Origin of the sequence: Collinsella sp. AM20-15AC (genome assembly GCF_003471405.1) — a bacterium.
Taxonomy (GTDB): Bacteria; Actinomycetota; Coriobacteriia; order Coriobacteriales; family Coriobacteriaceae; genus Collinsella.
In genome coordinates this window covers 1-23,045 of sequence record NZ_QRJA01000019.1, presented here as the reverse complement: position 1 = coordinate 23,045, position 23,045 = coordinate 1, and the positions used below count along the sequence as shown (strand labels likewise).

Below are 23,045 nucleotides of genomic sequence, written 5' to 3'. Positions count from 1 at the left end.
CTCTGACCTGCAAATTACTTGGAGCGGGCGACGGGAATCGAACCCGCGTCATCAGCTTGGAAGGCTGGGGTTCTACCATTGAACTACGCCCGCAAGATATGGTCGGGACGACAGGATTTGAACCTGCGACATCCTGCTCCCAAAGCAGGCGCGCTACCAAACTGCGCCACGTCCCGAAGGTGTTGAGCAGCTAAGGTCTAAACCTTGCGTGTCCCAAAGCGAAGGAAATTATAGGGGAGACTCCCCGCCTGTGCAAGCGACGATACCCTAGCTCCTCGAATGTGCGACAAACCGGCTGTGGAGCAGGCCAATCACAAACGCCACCACGGCAACCGGCGCCCATGCGGCTCCAATGTCGGCCAGCGGCAGCGCATCGAACGGCAGCCACACGCCTGCAAAGAACGCGTCGCGGATCGAGGTGATCACGCTCTGCACCGCGACAACGCCGCCGACCCAGACCCACACCTGCGGATGCGCGTCGCAAAAACCGTGCACTAGGCCCATAAGCACCAGAACAATTGCAACAGGGTACAGGGCGTTGAGCATGGGCACCGAGAACATGAGGATCACGTCGAGACCCACGTTTGAGAGCACGCACGAAAACGCCGCGAACACAAAGGCGAGTATCGCAAAGGGACGGCGCATGGCCTCCTCGGAAGCCTCAGCTCCCCCTTCGACCACATACGTCTCGCAGAAGTAACGCGAGCAGCAGCTGATGAGGCCGATGCATACGTTCATGCAGGCGAGGAAGAAGATCGCAAAGACCACGACCGTGCCGGCAAGGCCAAAGTGCATGGAGGCCGAGCGGGCGAGGATGGCGGCTCCGTTGGTGGCATCGGGCATCACGGTGCTCAGCTGCGTGCCGGCAAGCGCCAGACCGCAGTAGATGATGGCCATGAGCACACCAGCGATCACGCCGGAGCGCGAAATCTCGAAGGCCACGCGCTTGTCGTCGGTAACGCCCAGCTCGTGGATGGTCTCGGCGATGATGATGCCAAAGGCGAGCGACGCGAGCAGGTCCATGGTCTGATAGCCGGTCAAAAAGCCCTGCACGGCGGCACCGGCATCGTAAGGAGCCTGCGGCGCGGCAGCGGAACCCAGCGGCGAGACCACGGCAGCGCCCACGACCAATACGATAAGGGCGATGAGCGCGGGGCCCGTAATGCGGCCGAGCACGCGCGTAATGACACCCGGGCGCAGCGTGAGCACAAAGGCGACGGCAAAGAAGGCGACGGCAAACACCAGGCGGGCCGTGCCGAGCGAGACACCCTCGGGCAGCAGCGGCACCAGCATCTCGAAGGCCGTGGAACTCGTACGCGGAATGGCCAGACACGGACCGATAGCCAGATACACCGCCGCGACAAAAAACTCGCCAAACTTGGGGTGCACACGACCGGCAAGCTCGCGCGCCGTTCCGGCAAGTGCCACGGCGATAAAGCCCATGACGGGAAGGCCGATGGCGGCAATCAGAAAGCCGAGCATGGCGAGCGGCGTGGCAGAGCCCGCCTGCAGCGCCAGCAGCGGCGGAATAATGAGGTTGCCGGCGCCAAAGAGCATCGAGAACAGGGCGATGCCGACGGTGAGGACATGGTCGGAGCGCAGACCGCGCGGGGCGGATGATGCCATAGGACCACCTTTCGGGTCGAAACAAAACGGGACGGGCAAAAGACCCGTCCCGCAAGTATATACGCTTTAGCAGGCTAAATCGTGCAGAGCGTCAATCGCGGTGTCGACTTCCTCGTCCGTGTTGAAATACCCAAACGAGAGGCGAACGACACCCTGGCGCTCGGTCCCCAGTGCGCGGTGCATGAGCGGAGCGCAGTGGGCGCCGGGGCGCGTCGCAATCCCCCACCCTTGCATGAGCGCGTCCGAGACCTCGGCCGAATCGATATCGCCCACGTTAAGCGAAACGATCGCCGAGCGCACGGGCTGGTCAAACGCACCGTAGAGCGCAATGCCGGGAATGTCGCGAACGCCGGCGAGGAAGCGCTCGGCAAGCGCACGTTCGCGTGCCGCAATCGCCTCTACCCCGCCCTGGGCCTCGATAACGTCGAGGCCGGCGGAAAGGCCGGCGATACCGTGACCGTTGAGCGTGCCCGCCTCAAGACGCGTGGGCCACTCTTGCGGCTGCAGCGCATCGAAGCTGCGCACGCCCGTGCCACCCATGGCCCAAGGAGCCACGTCAATGCCTTCCGCCACGGCTAGGCCACCGGTCCCCTGCGGGCCCATGAGCCCCTTGTGGCCGGTAAAGCACACCACGTCGAGCCCCATGACCTGCATATCGATATGCGCCGTGCCGGCAGACTGCGAGGCATCGACGATCACAAGCGCGCCGGCCGCATGGGCCATGGCAGCCACGCGTGCAATGTCGACCGCGTTGCCGGTCACATTGGAGGCGTGTGTCACCACCACGGCACGCGTGCCCGGCGTGACCAGCTGCTCGAGCTCGTCGTAGTCGAGCACGCCGTTCGCGTCGCAGCCCGCATGCTCAACAGTCACGCCCTGCTCTGCCGCCAGGCGGTTGAGCGGACGCAGCACGGAGTTGTGTTCGAGCACCGTCGTGACCACACGATCGCCGGGGCGCACCACGCCGTTGATGGCGGTGTTGAGCGCCGCCGTGGAGTTGGGCGTAAAACAAATATGGTCCACCCGCGGGCAGCCCAGCAAGCGCGCAAGCTTGGTGCGGCAGCTGTGGATGGTGCGCGCCGCGTCGAGCGCACCCGACGTGGCGCCTCGCCCAGCATTGCCGAGCGAGCACATCGCCTGCACCACGGCATCGATGACCGCCTGAGGTCTGTGCATGGTCGTCGCCGCGTTATCCAGGTAGATCATCGCACGACCTCCCACATATCGATCACAGTAAAGCCCTCGGTGGGAACGTCCGCCGCGGCAAGCTCGCTTCGCAGCAGTGGTTCATTTTCAGGCAGGGCTTTCCATGCCAGGCCGCAGCCGGCAGCAACCTCTCCGGGTACGGGAATCGTTCGCCCGGGAAGGCCACGCTCACGGCACAGAGACTCGCAGCCCATGGCGGCCGCCGTGGTGGGAAACGTGATGACAAGCGCCGGGCGCTTTTCTCTCATGGCAATCCCACCCAGGCGCTACGGACGCACGACGCGGCCGGCCTGCTCCATCTTTTCGACGATCACGTACATGTTCGTGACATCGCCCACGGCAAGCTGGTCCTTAATGCCAAAGTGGTCGAGGCAGGTGCCGCAGGTAAGGATCTCGACACCCTGCTCGGCCAGGCCCTTGAGGTCGTCAAGCACCGGCGACCCCTCGACGGTGAGTTTGGCGCCGCCGTTGTAGAAGAGCATCGTGGCGGGCAGCTCCTCCTGCTGCGTCACGGCAAAGATAAAGGCCTTCATGAGCTTGTGGCCCAGCTCATCGTCGCCGCGACCCATGCAATCGGTGTAGACGGCCACGACCAGCTTGCCCTTGCCGGCGCTGGCGTCGCAGAAAGCGGCGCCGTCCTGCTCAGGATCGGCCACGGCAACGGCGCCGGCGGTCGCCACGATCACGTGCCACTCGGCATCGGCGACCTTCTCGACCGAGGCCGTGCAGCCCTTTTCCTGTGCCATCTTGGAGATGTTCTTGACGGCCGTCTCGTTGTCGACCGAGGTCACGACAACACCCTCGCCATCAAGCTGCTTCAGAGCTTTGAGCGTCTTGACGACGGGCAGCGGGCAGGCATCGCCCATGGCATTGACTTCAATTTTGGTAGACATAGCAAATCCTTTCAAAAGGGACCGCCCAGAACAGTAGACGGTCGCATAAACGGTTTTCCTTAATGCACAACGTGAACGGCAGGACCACCCGGCACCGCCTCGCACACGCGGCCGATTGTGGCGGCAACGCGACCTTCGGCATGCAGGCGGCGGGCGAGCTCATCCACATCGGCAGCAGGCGCTGCGATGAGCAGGCCGCCCGAGGTCTGCGGATCGTACAGCGCATCCAGCATTCCCGGCTCCAGGTCATCGTCGGCCGCCACGCGCGGGCCAAAGAAATCCTGGTTGCGGTAGGCGCCGGCAGGGATAATGCCCAGACGCGCCATATTGAGCACCTGGTCAAAGAGCGGCACCGCCCCCGACGCGAGCTCAATCTGCACGCCCGAGCCCTCGGCCATCTCGCACGCATGCCCGATCAGGCCAAAGCCCGTGACATCGGTGCAGCCGTGAAGCTCGAGTCCCTCGGCCAGGCGAATCGGGGCCTCGTTGAGGGTGCGCATCGAGTCAAACATGGCTGCGGCCTCGTCCTGCTCGATGAGCACGCCCTTAATGGCCGTGGTGATAATGCCCGAGCCGATCGCCTTGGTCAGCAGTAGGACATCGCCCACGCGCGCACCGCTGTTGGCGAGCATGCGGTCGAGCGCGACAAAGCCACTCACGGACAGGCCGTACTTGGGCTCGTCGTCGTTGATGGTGTGGCCGCCCGCGATGGTGCAGCCAGCCTCGACGCACTTGTCGGCGCCACCCGCCAGAATCTCACCTGCGACCTCCACGCCCAGGCAACTGGGAATGCACAGCAGGTTCATGGCATGGCTCGGTCGTCCACCCATGGCATAAATGTCCGACAGCGAGTTGGCCGCCGCGATCTGACCAAACAGGAACGGGTCGTCGACCATCGGCGGGAAGAAGTCGACGGACTGCACGAGGCCCAGGTTTTCGCCAACACGAAAAACACTCGCATCGTCGGAGGTATCGAACCCCACGAGCAGGTTGTCGTTATGCACATTGGGTAAGTCGCCCAGGACCTGGGCGAGGGCTCCAGGAGCCAACTTAGCGGCTCAACCGCTCGCGGCAGTCATAGACGTGAGCTTAATCTGATCGTCAGGCATCGATACCTCCTCTCATCGGTCAATCATTTCCTCCCAGTATACGCATGAATGCAGGCCCACGGCCGATGCATTAATCGAGCGCCTGTGCGCGAATCGCCGCGCCGATGGCACCGGCAAAGCGAGCCTGGGGCGAGGTGGTCACCGGCGACCCCAGCAGCTCGCCCAACCGCTCCACCACGAAGGCGTTCTCGCACAGGCCACCGGTCAGGTAGTACGGGGCGCCCGCGGCCTGCCCGGCCATGGTCGCCACGCGCGAGACCACGCTGTCGATCACGCCACGTGCGATGTTCTCGCGCGGCTCACCGCGACCGATCAGGCTAATGACCTCACTTTCGGCAAACACCGTGCACATGCTGGAAATCTTGGTAGGCTCGCCGGAACGCGCCAGGTCGGCCATCTGCTGTTGAGAAATACCTAGGCGGTCGGCCATGATCTCCAAAAAGCGCCCCGTGCCGGCAGCGCACTTGTCGTTCATGGCAAACTTGGCCACGCGGCCATTTTTAAGCTGAATGACCTTGGTGTCCTGGCCGCCCACGTCAATCACCGTGCCGCGATCGCCAAACAGACGCACGGCACCGGCGCCGTGGCAGGTAATCTCGGTCACAACCTTGTGGGCGTATGGCACAGCCACGCGCCCGTAACCCGTGGCCACCACACGCGCAGAATCGGATGCAACGTCAAAGCCCGCCGCCGCGAGCGCCTCGCGCAACCTATCGGCGGCATCGACCGAGGAGAACCCGGTTGGCTGCACGCACGTCCACGCCACCGAACCCTCACCATCGACCACAGCAGCCTTAGCCGCCGTAGACCCGATATCGACCCCGATCCCTATCATGGCTCTCTCCTAATCCAAACATCAAAGACAGCGGCGCGTTCAGGCGCCTTAGCTCTAGGTTTCTCAGGTGCCGGAGGTTGCCCCGAAAGAGGAGCGCGGCGTACTTTGGTACGCAAGCGACGGTTTGAGGGGCAAGATCCGGTGCCTGAGGAAGCTAGAGGGTTTCGATGAAGGCGGCGATGCGGGTCTCGATCTGGCCCATGTCGCCGTTGCTGTAGTCGGTCTCGATCTTCATATACGGAATACCCGCACCCTCGACGGCCTCCTGCATGCGTGCACTCTCCACGTTAAAGGTGTGGCACGCCTGGAGCACGCTCTCCACTACGCCATCGACGTGATACTTCTCGCACATGGCCAGCGTGTTCTCCATACGACCGTCGTTGGGCGTCATAACCGAGCAGTTGATATCCAGGTAGCGGTCGGCGATCGCACGCAGGATGTCGGGCGCATCCGGGTCGACCATCATGGCCGCCGTGCGCTCACCCGAGCAGTCATCCATACACACGACCACGCCGCCGTTGGACTCGATGGTGCGACCGATCTTGTTGATTACGCCGCCCACCGGGCAACCGGTGATCAGGATGCGCTTGGCATCCGCCGCAACCGGGTGCTCGCCGGCCTCGTAGGCCTCGCGCAGGTTAGCGACCTTTTGCTCCAGCTGCTGCGTATAGGCCTCGATATCAAAGCTGAACGTACCGGCAAACATGGTGCTCATCAGATCGACGCCGCTCATGGCCGCCGGCTGGTTGGCCTGCAGCGCAAACATCTCGAGCTGGGCCGCACGCAGGCGATTGCGACGACGGGCAGCAGCGCGTAGGTCGCCGTCGGTAATCGTAATGTCGTAGAAGTTCTCGAGCTCCTCCTTGAGCAGACGGCACTCCTCGTACCAGCCCTCGCGCTCGTAGGCGCGGTCGCGGCCCTGCGGTAGGTGCAGAATGTGCGTGCGCTTGAGCTCGTTGAGCAGCTCGTACATCTTCTTCTTGCCGTCGCAGGTGGTCTCGCCGATGATCATGTCGCTAAAGTACGTAAACGGGCACTTTTGCGAATAGGCAAAACCATACGTCGACTTGATGAGCGGGCAGAGGTTTGCCGGCAGCACCTTCTCGGCCTCGGGAATCACCTCGTCGGACGTACCGCACAGAGCCACGCTCGAGGCGCCCGCGGCATCGATAATCTCGAGCGGCGTATAGCTGCACAAAAAGCCGACCAGGCGATTACCCGCCTGCTTGTAATCCTTAACGCGAATAAACGCCGCCTTGCGTTGTTCGTTAAACTCCTCAAACGTGCTGGGCAACGGCTGCTCAATATTTTCCGACATATAACTCCTAAACCTTTTAACCAACCAAGGAAGCGGCTTTCCCAGGTGCCCGAGGTTGCCGTGAAAGAGACGCGCCGCGTACTTTCGCACGCAAGCGACGGTTTGAACGGCAAGATCGGGTGCCTGGGAAAGCCGCCGGGACGGATAGCCCTAAATGGTTTCCAAGAAGGCCTCGATCCTGGTTTGCAGTTGGCCTGCATCCTCACCGGCGTAGTCGGTCGTGATGTGCATAAACGGAATGCCGGCTTCCTCGGCGGCCTTCTCCACGGCAAACGACTCCATCTCATAGAGCGTGCAGAACTGCAGGGCCACGTCGACGATGCCGTCGGCATGCAGGTCCTTGGCCATCTGGACAATGTCCTTCATACGCTGGTCGTTGGGCGTAAAGACGGCGCAGTTGATCTTAAAGTAGCGCTCGGCGATGGCATCGAGCATCTCGTCCACCGTCTCACCGGACTCGTCGACCAGGTCCTTGTAGTAGCGCGAGCCCGTGCAGGACTCCTCGCCTACCACAACGCCGCCGGCTTTCTCGATGAGGTTGAACAGCTTCCAGTTGGGCACGGCCATGGGCGTGCCGGTGTACAGGATGCGCTTGGTCCCCTTGGGCGCCACGCCCTCGCCAGCCTCGACACGCTGCTCGCACTCAGCCGCCATATCGTTAATGGCTCCGGTCAGACGTGGCGTGTCGTCCATAAAGGCGGCCTGAACGGTCAGCAGGCTGTCAAGACCGCTGATGGGCGCAGGGTCGGCAGCGCGCGTGGCAGCGAGGCGCTGCAGGGCGCGACGCTTCTCATTGACGGCGTGGATGGCGGCCTTCAGACGCTCAGGCGTAATCGTGACGCCGCACTCTTCCTCGATCTTGGCGGCGAGCTTCTTGACCTCGGCCTTCCAGGTCACGAGCGTCGACTCGTCGTGTACGTTGGGAATATCCATGACGTACATGTTCTTTTGCGTGGCAAAAAACTCGTAGGCCTTCTTCTTGCCATCGCAGGTGTTCTCGCCTACCACCAAGTCACTCGACTCAATGTAGGGGCAGACCTCGCCCAGCTTAAAGCCGGCAAAGCTCTTGATAAGCGGGCAGGTGTTGCGCGGCAGATGCTCCTCGACCTTATCGGTTGCCCAATCGGCACCCGAGCACAGGCCCACGGGAATACCGTCGCAGGCGAGCACAATCTCCTCGGGCACGTACACGCAGAACGAACCGACGATCTTGGTGGCCTCGCCGGCCTCCTTCTTGTCGAGCATCTCCTTAATACGGCCGCTGTGGATGTTGGTGGCCACAAAGTCCAGGTAGGACGTGGACTTGGGGCGATTGTTCTGCGTCAAGAACATATCGCCGTACATCTGGCCCACGGCGCCCAGCAGTATGTCGTGGTCGGCAAGATTCATGCCGAGGCTCTCCCACATCGGATGGAAATCGAATTCTTCAGCCATGGCGGTTCCCCTCTCGAACCAAAAACGGATAACAGCGGTATCGATGCACGACGGGCGGCGATTGCCCTGCCGTGCTCAAACCCGGAATTTTGGGGAACCTGCTTTGCGGTTGACTATTTAATTGTGCGTCGTCTCTCCCGGAGCCGTGAACATACCTGCTCATATGCGGCTCCGAGCGATATATAGGGCACGCGCGGCAACGCGGCGAATGTATGTCGTCTGCGGCATGTGCGCACCCTCCTTAACCAGTTGAGGTCAACTATATCAACGGTCATCGACCATGCGAACACCGTTGACAATCGTACGACAGCTGCGGGATGCGAACACCTCGCTGTCTGATAAATAATTATCAGATTGATAAGATTTTGTCATATAGAAATCGGCGAGCGGTAAAGTGGAAACAAAGCGGTCGAGGACTACCTCCTCGCCCGCATCGCCCACCGCATCAACGACAAACCAAATGGATCCTGCTGGCATCAAAATGCATGCGCAGCGTCTCGCCTGCTTGCGGCAGCTCGTCGACAGGCATGCCCACTTTGTTGACCTTCCACTGCATGCGCGTCGGCGCATCGGCACGCGGCACATCCAGCAGCACCAGGCGCTCAAAACGCGAATCGCTCACGCGGGCCACATGCAGATCGTAGCTGTTACGACCGCGCTCAGCGCGGTTGTCCACATGGAAATAGCTCGCACGAATACCCAGGTACGCCACATTATCGGGAACCTCACGGCCCACGTTGAAGGTCATGCCCCAGTCCAGGGCTTCAACTTCCTGAAGCTCGATCTTGCGCGCGCGGCTCGTATTCTTGCAGCCCGTCAGACGCAGCGCAGCCAAGGTTTGCGGCCGGCGGACCACGTCCTCGACGGAGCCGATCTCCTCCATATGCCCGTCGTGCATCACACAAATGCGCCGGCACAGGCGGCACGCTTCGTCGATGTCGTGGCTCACGTAGAGCACGGTACGGTTGCACACATCGAACAGGTCGAGCATGTTCTGTTCGAGCGCGCTCTTGAGATACGCGTCGAGCGCGCTCATGGGCTCATCGAACATAAAGATGCCCGGATGCGCCGCCACCATGCGCGCAAGCGCCACGCGTTGCTGCTGACCGCCCGAGAGGCGCACGGGGTAGCGGTCGACAAAATCGGCCAGACCGAAAATGCCCAGATAACGCTCGGCGAGCTTTTTGCGCGCGGCGGCGTCACCCGCATCCTTAACACCGGCGCACACGTTATCGGCCACCGTCATGTTGGGAAACAGCTGATAGTTTTGGAACAGCAGGGCGCATTTTCGCTCCTGGGGCGACAGGTTGATACCCGCCGCCGAGTCAAAAAAGGTCACGCCGTTGACGACGATCTTGCCCTCGTCGGGTGTCTCCACGCCGGCAATGCAGCGCAACGTGCAGCTCTTGCCGCAACCCGAGGCGCCCAGCAGCGCCACACGCTCCTCGCCGGCATCGAGCTGAATGTCGAGGGTAAAGCCCGGATAGCGCTTTTTGATATCCAGAACGAGCGACATGGCTTATCGACCTCCCTTTGCGACCGCGCCATCGCGCATAAGCTCGGCCAGCGCCTCGCGATCGATACGCAAGGCATCACCGCCCACCGGGTCAAGCGAATCGCCCTGTCCGGCGAGCTCTTTGGCCTGCTTGCGCTCCGCACGGGAGAGACCGCGCTCGCGATACTTTTGAGAATGCGCCGTGTACATGTTGATGAATAGGATGACCAGGAAGCTGAACGCTATTACGACCACGACCCAAAAGAGAGCCACCGACGTATTGCCGCCCATCCACTCAAAGTAAATCGCAATGGGAATGGTCTGCGTAATGCCGGCGTAGTTGCCCGCAAAGAACAGCGTGCAGCCAAACTCGCCCATCGCGCGAGCGAAGGCGAGCACCGTGCCCGCCGCGATTGAGGGCCAGCCGAGCGGCATCATGAGCTTGGCAAAGATGCGACGTTCGGACCACCCCAAGGTTCGCGCGGCGTCGAGCATCTGCGTGTCGAGGCTATCGAAGGCTCCGAGCGCCGTGCGGTAGACCAGCGGAAACGACACAACGACAGCCGAAATGACCGCCGCGGGCCAGGTAAAGACGATCGAGATGCCGTGCGCGATCAGCCACTGGCCCACCCCGATCGAGCGGCCAAACAGCATGAGGAGCAGAAAGCCGCAGACCGTGGGCGGCAGCACCATAGGAATCGTAAAGACCGAATCGAGCAGGCCCTTGATGCGACTCGAGGTACCCATAGTCTTCCACGCGGCAAACAGGCCCAGTGCAAAGGCAATCACCAGGGCAAGGCCGCTCGTTTTGATAGACACCCAAAACGGGCGGTAGTCGATGCCGCCTAAAAAGGAGGCCAGAGAGGTCAAGGGCCCCTGCTCATCCCGCAACACGACAGACGATGCCTCTACCATTTGAGCGCTATCAAGCCAACGCGCGCCGCCCTTGGCATCACCCGAGGCCGATGCAATCACCACATAGCGGTCCCCATCCGCACCGCGCTCGTCAAAGCCATAGGTATAACCGCCGGCATCAAACGTTGTTTCCGCCGTAACATACCAAGGAAGATCAACGTCCCCTAGCTGCGCACCTCCCATGGAGTTTGCGCTGTCGAGCTCGCAGACGAGGGCCTTGAGACCCGATACGCACTCGTTGTCCTGCGGATCCAATCCAAACTTCTCGAGCGCCCTGGGCGATATCCACACCACAACGCGATCGGCAGCAGGCGCCACTACAAGGTCCACGTCCTCGTCAACGGGAAACCGGTAGCCCTCAGGCTGGCCCTCCATGGCACGAGCGGTCCCCTTGGCCAACCGCTCAAAACCCTCGATCCCATAGGAAAGCCCATGAGCGGTCGCAGCAACCTGGGCCCCGTCCTCAGCGACCCCAGCAAACGCAAATCCCGGCACCCAGCAAAGCGCGAAGGTCAAAGCACAGGCGACAAGCATGCGGAATCTATTAAGCACGAAAAGCTCCAAGCGAATACAAGGAAGGAGTGAAACACAAAACGATGGAATTATCGCGCCAAGCCGCACTACTCGGAAAGCTCAAAGCCGTACTTAGCCCAAATCTTCTGAGCCTTCTTGTTGGACAGGCAAAAGTCGATAAACGCCTTGGCCTCGTCGGCGTGCTCGGAGCCATCGGCGACAGCGCCCGGATACACGATGGGCTTATGCGAGTCCTCGGGACACACGAAGGCCTCCTCGATGCCGTCATAGCGAAAGATATCGGAGCTGTAGACAAAACCGGCCACGCAGTCGCCCGTAGAGACGTAAGACGCAGCGGTGCCGACCTTGTCGGCCAGGGCCACCTTGTCGGCAAGCTCGGGTGCATACTCGCCGTCGTCGCCCTCGGTGCCGGTGTAGAGACCCACAGAAGCTAAGGCCTGGTTGGCGTACTTGCCGGCGGGGACGGTCTTGGCGTCGCCGATGGCGATCTTGCCGTCCAGATTCGCGACGTTGGCGATGGCCTCGATCTTGGTGTCGGAACCCTCAGCACGAATGATCACAAGGTCGTTGACGAACATATCCTCACGGGTGTCGGCATCGACGAGCTCGGCGGCCTCGGCGTCGTCCATGGTGCCCTTGGAGGCGGTGATGAGCACGTCGACCGTGGCGCCGGCACGCATCTGCTCAACGAGGTCGCCAGAAGCCTTAAACTGCGTGTCGGAAAAGGCGGTGCCAGTCTGGTCGGTGTAGAGCTTCTGAACCTCGGGCAGAGCCTTCTCGAGCGAGTTGGCAGCAAAGACCTGCAGCTCGACAGCCTTCTTGGACGAAATCTTGGCGGAGCCGGCATCGGAACCGGTCGACTCAGGCTCCTTGTTTCCGGAGCAGCCGGCAAGGCCAAGGCCGGCAGCGGCGACAGCGGAGAGTGAGACGAATCCGCGGCGAGAAACCATATCGAACATGTTCAACCCTTTCGGACCTTGTGCCCGGGTACCCCACCGCGGGCTTTATTCTGTAATTAGATTATACTTCGATGCGAATAATGATTATGAGAAATTATTCTCGTCTGAGAATATAGTTTCAAGCATGCCTACAGAATGCCGTCCCCTTGGGCGCAAATAAAAGGCGGAGCAGCCGTTCAGGTCGCTCCGCCGCAGGTAAACCGCTTAGTTGGTATGTCCGCCGCCCGCTGTCATCTGAGCCGCATGCTCCAGCTGGTCCGCTATGGCCTCCCAGCTTTCGCGGGCGGCCTTCGTAGAACCGGAAAAGTTTACGACAAGTGTATGACCTCGTTGCATGCAAATAGCGCGCGAGAGCATAGCGCGGCGCGTCTTGGTCATGGAGTACGCACGGATTGCCTCTGCAATACCCGGCACATCGCGCTCGCAGACGGCACGCGTCGCCTCGGGCGTCACATCGCGCATCGAAAGCCCCGTGCCGCCGCAGGTGAGCACGACATTGGCGTGGCACTCATCGGCGGCTTCCACAATGGCATCACCGATCTCGCTGACGTCGTCGCGCACGACCACATGCGAGGCGACCGTCCAGCCCTGCGCCTCGATAAGTTCCTCGAGTGCGGCTCCAGCCTCGTCCTGGGCAAGATCGCGCGTATCCGAGCACGTCACGATCGATATCTTCAGCTCCATAGCATTCCTCCTACAACACGGCGCCCTCAGGCAGGTCGACGCGAACAACGTCCACGACATCGCCCACCTTGAGGTCGCACGGTCCTTCGTCAACACGCAACAGGCAGTTAGCCCGCTGCATCGTGCCGAGCAGCGCCGAATTCTGCGTCTTGGCCTCGGTCACCAACAGCTCACCGGTCTCGGGGTCGCGCAAAACCGTGGCGCGATCGAAGAAGCGGCGATGCTGTCGCTTTTTCACGCCGTGCGTGAGCGTCGCCTGCTGCACGGGACGCGTACCCTCGGCAAAGCCGCGCATCTTGCGGATCGCCGGACGCGCAAGCATCTCAAAGCCTACATACGCCGCAGCCGGATTGCCTGAAAGTCCCAGGTAGGGCTTACCCCCGAGCAAGCCAAACGTGATGGCCTTGCCCGGACGCATCGAGATGCGGTCAAACAGCACCTCGCCCTCGCGCCGAACGAGCGCCGTCACGTAGTCGTAGTCGCCTGCCGAGGCGCCACCGCTCGTAATGACAAAATCGCACTCCAGCACGGCGCGATGCACCAGCTCGGCAATCGCCTGCTCATCATCGGACGCAATGCCGTAGAACACGGGCTCGGCTCCTGCATCGAGCGCTTCGGCCATCAACGCCGACGAGTTGGAGTCGCGAATCTGCCCGCGCGCCGGCAGCTCACCCGGCGCGACCAGCTCCGTGCCCAGCGAGATAATGCCCACACGCGGCGCGGCATGCACCTTCACGCTCGCATACCCGGCGCTCGCCAACAAGCCGGCGCCCGCCGGAGCCACGACCTCGCCGGCGTGCATCACAACATCGCCGGCATGGGCCTCCTCGGCGGCAGAGCGAACGTTCTCCCCCACCTTGGCAGGCGCCGAGAACCTCACACGCGAGCCCTCGTTGCCGTCGCCATCGAGCACATCGACGATCTCGTACTTCACCACGGCATCGGCACCTTCGGGTACCGGCGCGCCCGTCATGATGCGGACCGTCTCACCCGCGCCGATTGCGCCCTCAAACACACGGCCCGCGGCCTCGTGTCCGATAACGTCGAGCGTCACCGGCGCCTCGCCAGATGCCCGCGCCAAGTCCGACGAGCGCACGGCATATCCGTCCATAGCGCTGTTGGCAAACGGCGAGATGTCGATATCGGCCACCGCATCCTCGGCCAAGGGAAGACCGACGGCCTGCCACACGGGAATCTCGACGACTTCGGTGCGATTCACGTGCGACAAGACGATCGCCTGCGCGTCCTCCAACGGAATGAGTTTCTCAGCCATATACACCTCTAGCATGCTGCGGCGCGCAACAAAAGCGCCGATTCTTTATGTTTCTCTCAGTATAATCCCTCGACGCGCGACCGCGACTTGGCCTGTACCCGCAAATACATCTGTCGGCCGCAAGCCGCGAAACAAAACCAAAACCAACCCACCGGCTCGTCGCGTTTACCGCGTTTTATAATGCTCGTGTTGCAACCCAAAAGAGGAACGTATGACTTTTACCGACAAACCCGAAAGCGCAAACGAAGCGCAGGATCATTCTCAGTCGCTCGACGACGGCGGCTTTTTCTCCCTGAACGACGTCATCATGGCCGGCAGGCATCAGCTCACCCGCTCCGAGCATCTCTTGGCCGCCGACACGCGCCGCAACGCCCGCAACCTACTCGCGAGCGCCAAGTTGCTCACACTCGTCGTCATCGTCTCGCTCGCCATGGGCGTTGCCGCCTGGGCGTTTTTGACCTCGCTGAATATCGCGACCGACTATCGCGAGCACCATGCATGGGTCTACGCCTTGCTTCCCGTTGTGGGCGTTGCCACCGCATGGGTGTACAAAAACCACGGCCTTGCCGCCAAACGCGGTAACAACCTGGTCATCGACTCCGCTCTGGGCACACGCCTCATCCACATGCGCATGGCCGTTCTCACCTTCGTCTGCTCCACGCTCACGCACCTAACGGGCGGGTCGGCCGGTCGCGAGGGAGCTGCGGTGCAGATTGGCGGCACCATCGCCAGCAACATCTCGAGCCTCGCCCACCTCAAAAAGCATGACCACCACGACCTCATGCTCGCCGGCATCTCGTCGGCCTTTGGCGCCGTATTCGGTTCGCCCCTTGCTGGAGCTTTCTTTGGCATGGAGATGTGCTTTATCGGCAAGATCGACTACACCGCGGGCATCTACTGCCTGGTCGCCTCGTTTACCGGCTACTTTACGTCGCTTGCCTTGGGAACCGAGTACGAGGCGAATGTCATCGCCAGCGTTCCCAACATGACACCACGGACGGTTGTCATCGTTGTTATCAGCGCCATTATCTTCGGCCTGACGGCACGCCTCTTTGCCTGGTCGGTTCGAACCGTCAAAAGCCTGTACGGTCGCTTTATCGCCAATTACCTCGTCCGCGCACTCATAGGCGCACTCGTGGTTTTGGCCGCCTATGCCCTCCTTGACGCCTGGGACTACGCCGGCCTTTCCACGTGGCTTTCCGGCGCCGGATTTGCAGGCAACACCACCCTGGCGGACGCAGCCATCAAGTTGGTCGTCACAGCGCTTACCCTGGGCGCGGGCTTCCAAGGCGGCGAGGTCACGCCCCTGTTTGGCATCGGTGCGGCACTCGGTGGCTGGATCGGTTGCCTTACCGGGCTTGACCCCAGTTTTCTGGCGGCTCTCGGCATGCTCGGCGTGTTCTGCGCCGGCCTCAACGTGCCCATCACCACTTGCATGATGGCCATCGACCTGTTCCACGGCACGGCCGCCGGGTTCTTTGTCATCGTGGCCTTTATCAGCTACCTAACCGGCGGACACCGCGGCGTGTACCCCGCCCAGCGCATCATCTCACCCAAGCGCCGCTCGCTTATTGTGGATGAGGGCGGTACGGTAGCGGATGCTATCGAGCGCCACAACGACCTGATAGAGTAGATGTAATAATCGCCGTGCAGCCACAATCGGGGGCAATTCGACCTGAGCGCGACCGCACTGTCATGTCACACGCCGGGAGTCGCCCCATGCACGCAACTGATTTTGGTCGCACGCTCATCATCGCCAACCCAGCCGCCCAGTCGGGTGCGGCGCGCGAAGTTGCCGAGCGCCTGCAGCGCTTTTTGGACATGACTGCACGCGCATCCCAGTTTGACCTGGTGTTGACCGAGCGTATGGGACACGCCAAGGAGCTGGCCGCGCAGGCTCAGGGCTATCGCACCGTTATCGCCCTTGGCGGCGACGGCGTGATTCACGAGGTCGTCAACGGGCTTATGACGCAAAAGGAGGACGCCCGCCCCGCTCTTGCCGTCCTGCCCGTGGGCTCCGGAAACGATTTTGCCCAGACGCTCGGCATCGACGATTTCTCCGGCAAGGATTCTGGCGCGCTGCTCACCTGCGAGCTGCAGCGTCAGGACATCGGGCGCATTCGCTCGTGGAGCCCTGCGAGCGGCAGCAGCGAGGCTACCGTTGAGTACTACGACCAGACGCTTTCGGTCGGCATCGATGCCGCTATTGGTCTGGGCACCACCGAGTTGCGCAAAAAGACCGGCTTGACGGGTGCTCCGCTCTACACCCTCTCGGGACTTGAGCAGTTTGGCCTGCGCTATCGCAACTACCCCATGACAGTCAGCTTTGACGGCACGCCCGCCGAGCGCGTGAGGGCGATTATCATGGCGATACAGCTGGGCCCCACGTATGGCTCGGGCTATCGCATCTGCCCCGATGCCGACCCCTGCGACGGCATACTCGACGTCTGCTACGCCTGCGGCCCTGTCCCCCGCGCGGTTGCCCTACCCATGTTCCTTTCGGCCAAGGACGGCCACCACACCAAGTTGCCGCCGGTTCGCATGCGCCGCTGCCGCCATGCCGAGCTCACCTTTGAGGAGCCCGACTACCCCATCCAGGCCGACGGCGAGCCCGTTGTCGCCTCGCGCATCGAGGTCGACATCCTCGCCGGCGCCCTCCAGGTCTGGCACCCCACCCGCTAGCAAGACCAGCGAAACAATCGGCTACTCGTCGCTCCCCGGCTTGCGACGGTTGGCCTTTTTAATCGCGTTGAAGTGCTTGTCATTGAGCCTGCACTGGCGAGAGCGCAAAGGCACCTTAGTCTTTACGCGTCGGCGCGGTGGACGCCCGCGACGCTCCAGCTCAGCGCGCAGCTTACGCAGACAGCTCGCGCGATTCTGAAACTGACTACGGCTCTCACGCGCCGTCACGACAATCCCCGTGGGCCCATGCTTCATACGCACCGCCGAGTCCGTCGTGTTCACGCCCTGCCCGCCCGGACCCGTCGCGCGAAACACCTGCACCTCGCAATCGCGCGCCAACTCCTCGGCCGACATCTCGGCATAGCGCGCATACTCGCGCCATCCCATCTTGTTCTCGTCCATATCAGCACCTCCCCTCATACAAAAAAATGTGACAAAGGGACAGTCCCTTTGTCACATCGCATACCAATCGCTTGTGTTGCGCGCTTAGGCGAAGGTGATCTCGCCGGTCTCGCAGTCCATATCGGCGATACGGGCCAGGCTCTCGACGCGGAAGCCGCGCTCGCGGAGCTTATCGCCGCCGCCCTGGAAGCCCTTCTCCACCGCAATGCCAATACCGGACACCTCGGCACCCGCAGCCTCGCAGATCTTGATAAGACCCTCGAGCGCGCAGCCGTTGGCCAAGAAGTCGTCGATGATCAGGACCTTGTCGCCCTCGGACAGGAAACGCTTGCCAACGATGACCGGGTACTCCTTCTGCTTGGTAAAGGAGTAGATGGTCGTGGCGTACTGCTCGCCGTCGAGGTTGATGGACTGTGCCTTCTTGGCAAAGACCACCGGCACGCCGCCAAAATGCTGAGCCGCGATGCAAGCCATACCAATGCCCGAAGCCTCAATCGTCAGGATCTTGTTGATCTCGACATCCTTGAACAGACGGGCCCACTCGGCGCCCATGTGGTCGAACAGCTCAACGTCGCACTGGTGGTTGAGGAAGGCATCAACCTTAAGGACGTTACCGGCCTTTACGATGCCGTCATGGCGAATACGATCCTCAAGCTCCTGCATGGCGCAACCCCTTCTCGCGGCAACGATACCGCGCGATTAATAAACGTTGTTCGATAGTCTACCACGGACCGACCCCCGCCCGCCCCACAAGCCGCATCGCACCACAAACCAGTCTTTTTGGGACGGCGCGATTCGTGGCAGACAGCCTCCCAACACGCTAATGACGGGCGCGCATCTTCACCAAACGCACCATGGCAAGCGCAAAGCCCACAGCGGCCACGGCCATCAACACATAGAACACCGAGCGAAAGCCGAATAGGAATACATCCGGACGGCCTGCAACAAAACTGGTCACGGCCTCGCCCATCGCCACGCTCATCTGCCCATAGAGGATATGCGAACCTGCCGTAATACCCAGCGCCATGCCCGCATAGCGCGCCAAGCTGCCCAAGCTACCTGCAAAGCCAAGTGCCTCGCGCGGAGCCGAGCCCATGTACAGCGAGTTGTTGGGGCTCTGGAAAATCGACGTACCGCACGACATAAATGCGACGCAGCACACGATCACAGGGATCGATGAATGCTCGTCGAGCGTGCTCACTGCAAAGAGCCCGCACACGTACACGCCCAGGCCAACGGCCGTGGGGCCCTCGCAACCAATACGATCGGAAATCGTGCCCGAAAGCGGGCCGATAAAAGCATTCACCATCGGAAGCGCCAAAAAGAGCAGTCCGGAAATGTCGGAACCAAAGCCGTGGGCGTCCTGAAAATAAAACGGCAGGATAAACTCAGATGCGCCAATGCCAACAAACACGATGAGCATGCAGGCAAGATTGATGGTGAAGGCCGAATTTGCAAAGCAGCGACGCGCGGCCTCCGCCAGCGACATGGAGCGCTCGCCGGCCTCCGGCTTAACATGCGGCAGCGTGTAGAGCCCCACGATAAACGAGATGACGCCAATGGGCAGGTTGATGAGGAAGATACTCTCCCAAGGAAAGCTTGCCACCAGCATGCCGCCGAGCACGGGGCCACACATCATGCCGAGGGCCACAAAGGTCGCGAGAATGCCCATGGCACGGCCTCGTTCGCGCGCCGGAAACGACTCGGTGATGATACCCATGTTGTTAGCCATGGCCGCCGCGCAACCGACGCCCTGAACAATGCGTGCCAGGATAAGAACCTCGAGCGAGGCCGAAAGGCCGCACAGCAGCGAACCGACCGAAAAGACGATGACGCCCAGCTGAAACACATTCACCTTGCCGCGCACGTCGCCCAGACGGCCAAACGGCAACATAGCCACGCACGTCGCAAGCAGATACACAGAGCTTACCAGCTGAATGCGATCGAGGCCCACACCCAGCTCTTTTTGCATCACGGGCAGCGCCACGGTCACGACGGTCGAATCCAGACACACCATAAACGTCATGATGAGCACGGTAAACAGAATCGCCCATTTGTTCTTGCCATGGGTATCGCCCTCAAGGGCAATGTGCTCGCGGCGCAGCTGCTCTGCAGTTTTCTCCATATCCATCCTTTCGAGTGGCATAACGCAAAAACGGGGCCCCAATCGCCTACAAACAGTCGCGATCGGGGTCCCGCCTACGGAATCGGAACTAAAGGTCGCCGAGGCAATCTGCCCGTATCGGCGCCTTGTGCGAAAGCTAGCCTAGCACTGCTCGAGCGCCTGCTCAAGGTCGGCAATCAGATCGGCCGTGTCCTCGAGGCCGCACGACAAGCGCACCATGTCGGCCGAGATGCCGCAGGCGATGAGCTCTTCGTCGTTCATCTGGCGGTGCGTGGCGTTAGCAGGATGCAGGCAGCAGGTGCGGGCATCTGCGACATGCGTGGCGATCTGGGCGAGCTTGAGGCTCTTCATAAAGGTCTCGGCCGCCGCGCGACCACCGTTAAAGCCAAAGCTCACGACGCCGCACGTACCGTTGGGCATGTACTTTTGAGCCATGTCATAGTACTTGTCGCCCTCCAGGCCCGGATAGCTCACAAAGCGCACCTTGGGATGGCTCTGCAGGAACTTGGCGACCGCCAGGCCGTTCTCGCAATGACGCGGCATGCGCACATGCAGGCTCTCGAGCGAGCTGTTCAGGAAAAACGCCGCCTGCGGGTTCTGCATGGGGCCAAGATCGCGCATGAGCTGTGCGGTGGCCTTGGTAATGAAGGCGCCCTCGCGGCCAAACTTCTCGGCATAGGTCACGCCGTGATAGCTCTCGTCGGGCGTGGTGAGACCCGGGAACTTGTCCGCATGGGCCATCCAGTCAAACTGGCCGTGGTCGACGATCACGCCGCCCAGGTAGGCCGCGTGGCCATCCATGTACTTGGTGGTGGAGTGCGTAACGATGTCGGCGCCCCACTCAAAGGGACGGCACATCACGGGCGTCGGGAAGGTGTTATCGACCATCAGCGGCACACCGTGGTCATGCGCGGCCTTGGCAAAGCGCTCGATATCGAGCACGGCAAGAGCGGGGTTGGCGATGGTCTCACCAAAGACGAGCTTGGTGTTGGGCTCAAAGGCTGCCTCGAGCTCCTCATCGGTGCAGTCGGGGGCAACGAACGTGCAGGTAACGCCCATGCGGCCCATGGTGTGGGCGAGCAGGTTGTAGGTACCGCCGTAGATAGCGGAGCTTGCGACCACGTGATCGCCGGCACCGGCCACATTAAAGATCGCCAGGAAGTTCGCAGCCATGCCCGAGCTCGTGAGCATCGCCGCGGTACCGCCCTCCATCTCGCAGATCTTGGCGGCAACCAGGTCGCACGTGGGATTCTGCAGGCGGCTGTAGAAGTAGCCCGACTCCTCCAAGTCAAACAGCTTGCCCATGTGCTCGGACGTGTCGTACTTCCACGTGGTGGACTGGTAGATGGGCACCTGGCGCGGCTCCGCATCGCCCGGGCGATAGCCGCCCTGAACACACGTGGTACCGATGGTCTGCTCGCTCATATTTAGCTCCCTTGCCTGGGTTACATTTTTATTCGGTTCACGATACCGCTACCCCGCACCCCTCTCAACCCATCCTCAAGGTAGGTTATTGGACAGATGCATCGGGCTCATTTGCCCCACACTTAGGTATTGGTACGACAATAACGGCGAGATATGCACAAAGCTCTCGATGAACGAATGCGTCGGCAAGGGTACCATAGGCGGGTACACCGCAACCAAGGAGACAACGATGAAGCACATCGATACGACCCAGCTCGACACCACCGCTTGTCAGGCTCAGGCTGCCGAATACCACGCCCGTGGCTTTAACTGTGCCCAGGCCGTCGCCTGTACGCTCGCGCCAGCCGTCGGCCTCGATCCCCAGATTGCCTTCACCCTCACCGAGGGCTTTGGCGCCGGCATGGGCGGCATGACCGAGACCTGCGGCGCCATCTCGGGCGCCGTGGCCATCATGGGCTTTGTGATGAGCGACGGTATGGAAAACCCCAAGACCAAGGGCCAGACCTACAAGCTGTCGCGCGAGATTGCCAAGCGCTTTGGCGAGAAGAACACGACGACCGTCTGTGGCACGCTCAAGGGCGTCGGATCGGACAAGGGTCCGCTCCGCAGCTGTCCCGGCTGCATCGACGATGCCGTCGAAATCGCCTGCGATATGCTAAAGCAGCTCGCCGAGTAAACGATAGCAACAGAAAACGACGGCCGGCGCGCTTGAGATTCATCCAAAAGCACGCCGGCCGTCGCCGTTAGAACTCAGCAAATTCGGGAGCGCCGACCTCGATCTCCTCGCGCCCCGCCATAAGCTCGCGCATCTTGGCGCAAAACAGCTCCTGCTCCCCCGCCTTAAACACCAAGTGAAGTGTCACGGCATCCGCGTAATCGGTATCCGAAACCTTGGCACCCGAATCCTGCGCCAAACGAAGCACCTGCTCATACTGTGGATAGGCCACATGCACGTCAACCGGCACGACACTCGTCATCTCAACGATCTGCCCAACCTCCTGAGCCGCGGCCACCGCCGCCTGTGTCGCCGCGGTATAGGCGCGTACCAACCCACCGGGCCCCAACAGCGTGCCACCAAAATAACGCGTCACAACACAGCATACGTTTTTAAGTCCCGCACCGCGCAGCACCTCGAGCGTCGGCATTCCGCTCGTACGGCTCGGCTCGCCATCATCGCTCTGGCGCTCGCGTCCATCGACCAAAATCCACGCGGGGACATTGTGCCGAGCGTCGTAATGACGCTTGCGAACCATCTCGATAAAGGTGTTTGCCTCGTCCTCGGACTCAATATGGACCAGCTGGGCAATAAACCGGCTCTTGCGATCGACGAACTCACCCGTAGCCTCAATATTCGATTGCAGAGTAAAATAGCCGTCCAACAAAGCCCCTCAAACACAAGCAAAGCAACAAACAGCCTCAATAATACGGCAAAGCCCGTACCGAAAACCCCAGTAAAAAGAATGGAACCGCCGGTGACCAGGCAATTACAGCGAGACGCTAAGAACGGAACCGCCGATGATCAGACAAAAACAGCGAGACGGCGTCAGCTGAGTCGATTTGGCCCGAAAGAGGAGGGAGCACGCCTTATGGCGGCGACCGACGAATGAGCGCCAAATCGGCCAGCTGACGACGTCGCAGCGTCAACAAAGTGCTGAGTGGGCTTGTAAGCCGGGTTCTGTCGTGAACGGTCATTTATCTTGTCTGCACGTTACCGTGCAGCTCCACGCACGCTACCCGAACGCGGACCGGGCCGGCCCATAGCGTTCCTATTCGCGCTTGCTCCGGATGGGGCTTGCCAAGCCGCCGTGTTGCCACGACGCTGGTGGTCTCTTACACCACCGTTTCAGCTTTTCCCTTTACGCCTTGCGGCGCAGGTGGGAGTCTTCTTTTCTGCGGCGCTTTCCGTCGGATCACTCCGCCCGGCCGTTAGCCGGCATCCCGCCCTCTGGAGCCCGGACTTTCCTCACGCGTGCTGCAAGCAGCACATCGCGCGACCGTCTGGCCCACTCAGCAGTGCAAGAGTGTAGCACACCGTCGCTATTGGCAATGGCACAACACAAGCGTTCGACACGATAAACCAAGAACCCTTGATTATCGACTTTATCCGAACACCTCCCACATTCATCCGCA

General features: G+C 61.4%; 20 protein-coding genes, 2 tRNA genes, 1 other RNA gene and 1 pseudogene. 3 read left to right on the top strand and 21 right to left on the bottom strand.

Annotation, left to right across the window (positions count from 1 at the left end; genetic code table 11):
- Window positions 1–19 precede the first annotated feature (19 nt).
- From DW233_RS07295 to glp, 15 genes are all read right to left on the bottom strand, one after another.
- Window positions 20–93 (bottom strand) — tRNA-Gly (locus tag DW233_RS07295).
- 6 nt (window positions 94–99) lie between these two features.
- Window positions 100–176, bottom strand: a tRNA-Pro gene (locus tag DW233_RS07290).
- Between the two features lie 91 nt (window positions 177–267).
- Window positions 268–1,626, bottom strand: a complete 1,359-nt coding sequence (gene brnQ, locus DW233_RS07285) for a branched-chain amino acid transport system II carrier protein (RefSeq protein ID WP_117629431.1) — start codon at window positions 1,624–1,626, stop codon at window positions 268–270.
- Window positions 1,627–1,692: 66 nt separating this feature from the next.
- A complete protein-coding gene (locus DW233_RS07280) occupies window positions 1,693–2,832 on the bottom strand; it encodes an aminotransferase class V-fold PLP-dependent enzyme (protein ID WP_118267502.1) in 1,140 nt (379 codons plus the stop codon).
- Window positions 2,829–3,080 (bottom strand): DUF3343 domain-containing protein, encoded by a 252-nt coding sequence (locus tag DW233_RS07275; protein WP_117629429.1) that lies wholly within the window; start codon window positions 3,078–3,080, stop codon window positions 2,829–2,831. Before DW233_RS07275 ends, DW233_RS07280 begins: the two co-directional genes overlap by 4 nt.
- Before the next feature lie 18 nt (window positions 3,081–3,098).
- Window positions 3,099–3,725, bottom strand: coding sequence for a sulfurtransferase-like selenium metabolism protein YedF (gene yedF, locus DW233_RS07270; protein WP_117637560.1), 627 nt, complete (start codon window positions 3,723–3,725; stop codon window positions 3,099–3,101).
- Window positions 3,726–3,784: 59 nt separating this feature from the next.
- Window positions 3,785–4,834 (bottom strand): selenide, water dikinase SelD, encoded by a 1,050-nt coding sequence (gene selD, locus DW233_RS07265; RefSeq protein ID WP_118267500.1) that lies wholly within the window; start codon window positions 4,832–4,834, stop codon window positions 3,785–3,787.
- 70 nt (window positions 4,835–4,904) lie between these two features.
- A complete protein-coding gene (locus DW233_RS07260; protein WP_117639211.1) occupies window positions 4,905–5,669 on the bottom strand; it encodes an acyl-CoA dehydratase activase in 765 nt (254 codons plus the stop codon).
- A gap of 154 nt (window positions 5,670–5,823) precedes the next feature.
- A complete protein-coding gene (locus tag DW233_RS07255; RefSeq protein WP_117637557.1) occupies window positions 5,824–6,987 on the bottom strand; it encodes a double-cubane-cluster-containing anaerobic reductase in 1,164 nt (387 codons plus the stop codon).
- A 150-nt stretch (window positions 6,988–7,137) separates the two neighbouring features.
- A complete protein-coding gene (locus DW233_RS07250; protein ID WP_118267498.1) occupies window positions 7,138–8,421 on the bottom strand; it encodes a double-cubane-cluster-containing anaerobic reductase in 1,284 nt (427 codons plus the stop codon).
- Between the two features lie 445 nt (window positions 8,422–8,866).
- The gene (locus DW233_RS07245) at window positions 8,867–9,937 is read right to left on the bottom strand and encodes a sulfate/molybdate ABC transporter ATP-binding protein (RefSeq protein WP_118267496.1); all 1,071 of its coding nucleotides are present in this window, start codon (window positions 9,935–9,937) and stop codon (window positions 8,867–8,869) included.
- 3 nt (window positions 9,938–9,940) lie between these two features.
- The gene (modB, locus tag DW233_RS07240; protein ID WP_233547963.1) at window positions 9,941–11,383 is read right to left on the bottom strand and encodes a molybdate ABC transporter permease subunit; all 1,443 of its coding nucleotides are present in this window, start codon (window positions 11,381–11,383) and stop codon (window positions 9,941–9,943) included.
- 68 nt (window positions 11,384–11,451) lie between these two features.
- A complete protein-coding gene (gene modA / locus DW233_RS07235) occupies window positions 11,452–12,324 on the bottom strand; it encodes a molybdate ABC transporter substrate-binding protein (protein ID WP_118267492.1) in 873 nt (290 codons plus the stop codon).
- A gap of 204 nt (window positions 12,325–12,528) precedes the next feature.
- Window positions 12,529–13,008, bottom strand: a complete 480-nt coding sequence (locus DW233_RS07230; protein ID WP_118267491.1) for a molybdenum cofactor biosynthesis protein B — start codon at window positions 13,006–13,008, stop codon at window positions 12,529–12,531.
- Between the two features lie 10 nt (window positions 13,009–13,018).
- Window positions 13,019–14,281, bottom strand: coding sequence for a gephyrin-like molybdotransferase Glp (gene glp, locus DW233_RS07225; protein WP_118267530.1), 1,263 nt, complete (start codon window positions 14,279–14,281; stop codon window positions 13,019–13,021).
- Between the two features lie 211 nt (window positions 14,282–14,492).
- Between glp and DW233_RS07220 the strand changes: the two genes are divergently transcribed.
- Both DW233_RS07220 and DW233_RS07215 read left to right on the top strand, forming a co-directional pair.
- Window positions 14,493–15,914, top strand: a complete 1,422-nt coding sequence (locus DW233_RS07220; RefSeq protein ID WP_199574606.1) for a chloride channel protein — start codon at window positions 14,493–14,495, stop codon at window positions 15,912–15,914.
- Between the two features lie 86 nt (window positions 15,915–16,000).
- Window positions 16,001–16,963 carry a diacylglycerol kinase family protein gene (locus tag DW233_RS07215; RefSeq protein WP_118267489.1) on the top strand — a complete coding sequence of 321 codons (963 nt, stop codon included), beginning with the start codon at window positions 16,001–16,003 and terminating at the stop codon, window positions 16,961–16,963.
- A 21-nt stretch (window positions 16,964–16,984) separates the two neighbouring features.
- On the opposite strand, the pseudogene DW233_RS07210 reads toward DW233_RS07215, so the two are convergent.
- The 4 genes and pseudogenes from DW233_RS07210 to DW233_RS07195 all read right to left on the bottom strand — a co-directional run.
- Window positions 16,985–17,293: pseudogene (locus tag DW233_RS07210) on the bottom strand (peptide chain release factor-like protein); the annotation flags it as partial.
- Window positions 17,294–17,449: 156 nt separating this feature from the next.
- A complete protein-coding gene (locus DW233_RS07205; RefSeq protein WP_117629416.1) occupies window positions 17,450–18,028 on the bottom strand; it encodes a xanthine phosphoribosyltransferase in 579 nt (192 codons plus the stop codon).
- Between the two features lie 157 nt (window positions 18,029–18,185).
- Window positions 18,186–19,490: an MFS transporter gene (locus tag DW233_RS07200; protein WP_118267487.1), complete on the bottom strand. Its 1,305-nt coding sequence runs from the start codon at window positions 19,488–19,490 to the stop codon at window positions 18,186–18,188.
- Between the two features lie 141 nt (window positions 19,491–19,631).
- Window positions 19,632–20,915 carry an O-acetylhomoserine aminocarboxypropyltransferase/cysteine synthase family protein gene (locus DW233_RS07195; RefSeq protein ID WP_118267485.1) on the bottom strand — a complete coding sequence of 428 codons (1,284 nt, stop codon included), beginning with the start codon at window positions 20,913–20,915 and terminating at the stop codon, window positions 19,632–19,634.
- A 229-nt stretch (window positions 20,916–21,144) separates the two neighbouring features.
- Here DW233_RS07195 and DW233_RS07190 point away from each other — a divergent pair, with 229 nt between their 5' ends.
- A complete protein-coding gene (locus DW233_RS07190; RefSeq protein ID WP_118267484.1) occupies window positions 21,145–21,591 on the top strand; it encodes a C-GCAxxG-C-C family protein in 447 nt (148 codons plus the stop codon).
- 67 nt (window positions 21,592–21,658) lie between these two features.
- Here the strand turns inward: DW233_RS07190 and DW233_RS07185 are convergent, their stop codons facing one another.
- Window positions 21,659–22,297 (bottom strand): YigZ family protein, encoded by a 639-nt coding sequence (locus DW233_RS07185; protein ID WP_118267482.1) that lies wholly within the window; start codon window positions 22,295–22,297, stop codon window positions 21,659–21,661.
- 266 nt (window positions 22,298–22,563) lie between these two features.
- An RNA gene (gene rnpB / locus DW233_RS07180) (RNase P RNA component class A) lies at window positions 22,564–22,925 on the bottom strand.
- Window positions 22,926–23,045: the final 120 nt, after the last annotated feature.

Excerpts from the sequence above, each read along its gene's own strand:
- glp (WP_118267530.1), bottom strand. The coding sequence starts at position 14,281 with ATGGCTGAGAAACTCATTCCGTTGGAGGACGCGCAGGCGATCGTCTTG.
- DW233_RS07245 (WP_118267496.1), bottom strand. The coding sequence starts at position 9,937 with ATGTCGCTCGTTCTGGATATCAAAAAGCGCTATCCGGGCTTTACCCTC.
- DW233_RS07215 (WP_118267489.1), top strand. The coding sequence starts at position 16,001 with ATGCACGCAACTGATTTTGGTCGCACGCTCATCATCGCCAACCCAGCC.
- DW233_RS07275 (WP_117629429.1), bottom strand. The coding sequence starts at position 3,080 with ATGAGAGAAAAGCGCCCGGCGCTTGTCATCACGTTTCCCACCACGGCG.
- modA (WP_118267492.1), bottom strand. The coding sequence starts at position 12,324 with ATGTTCGATATGGTTTCTCGCCGCGGATTCGTCTCACTCTCCGCTGTC.
- DW233_RS07250 (WP_118267498.1), bottom strand. The coding sequence starts at position 8,421 with ATGGCTGAAGAATTCGATTTCCATCCGATGTGGGAGAGCCTCGGCATG.
- DW233_RS07260 (WP_117639211.1), bottom strand. The coding sequence starts at position 5,669 with ATGATAGGGATCGGGGTCGATATCGGGTCTACGGCGGCTAAGGCTGCT.
- brnQ (WP_117629431.1), bottom strand. The coding sequence starts at position 1,626 with ATGGCATCATCCGCCCCGCGCGGTCTGCGCTCCGACCATGTCCTCACC.
- yedF (WP_117637560.1), bottom strand. The coding sequence starts at position 3,725 with ATGTCTACCAAAATTGAAGTCAATGCCATGGGCGATGCCTGCCCGCTG.
- DW233_RS07230 (WP_118267491.1), bottom strand. The coding sequence starts at position 13,008 with ATGGAGCTGAAGATATCGATCGTGACGTGCTCGGATACGCGCGATCTT.
- DW233_RS07200 (WP_118267487.1), bottom strand. The coding sequence starts at position 19,490 with ATGGAGAAAACTGCAGAGCAGCTGCGCCGCGAGCACATTGCCCTTGAG.
- DW233_RS07255 (WP_117637557.1), bottom strand. The coding sequence starts at position 6,987 with ATGTCGGAAAATATTGAGCAGCCGTTGCCCAGCACGTTTGAGGAGTTT.
- DW233_RS07190 (WP_118267484.1), top strand. The coding sequence starts at position 21,145 with ATGAAGCACATCGATACGACCCAGCTCGACACCACCGCTTGTCAGGCT.
- DW233_RS07195 (WP_118267485.1), bottom strand. The coding sequence starts at position 20,915 with ATGAGCGAGCAGACCATCGGTACCACGTGTGTTCAGGGCGGCTATCGC.
- DW233_RS07220 (WP_199574606.1), top strand. The coding sequence starts at position 14,493 with ATGACTTTTACCGACAAACCCGAAAGCGCAAACGAAGCGCAGGATCAT.
- DW233_RS07205 (WP_117629416.1), bottom strand. The coding sequence starts at position 18,028 with ATGCAGGAGCTTGAGGATCGTATTCGCCATGACGGCATCGTAAAGGCC.
- DW233_RS07280 (WP_118267502.1), bottom strand. The coding sequence starts at position 2,832 with ATGATCTACCTGGATAACGCGGCGACGACCATGCACAGACCTCAGGCG.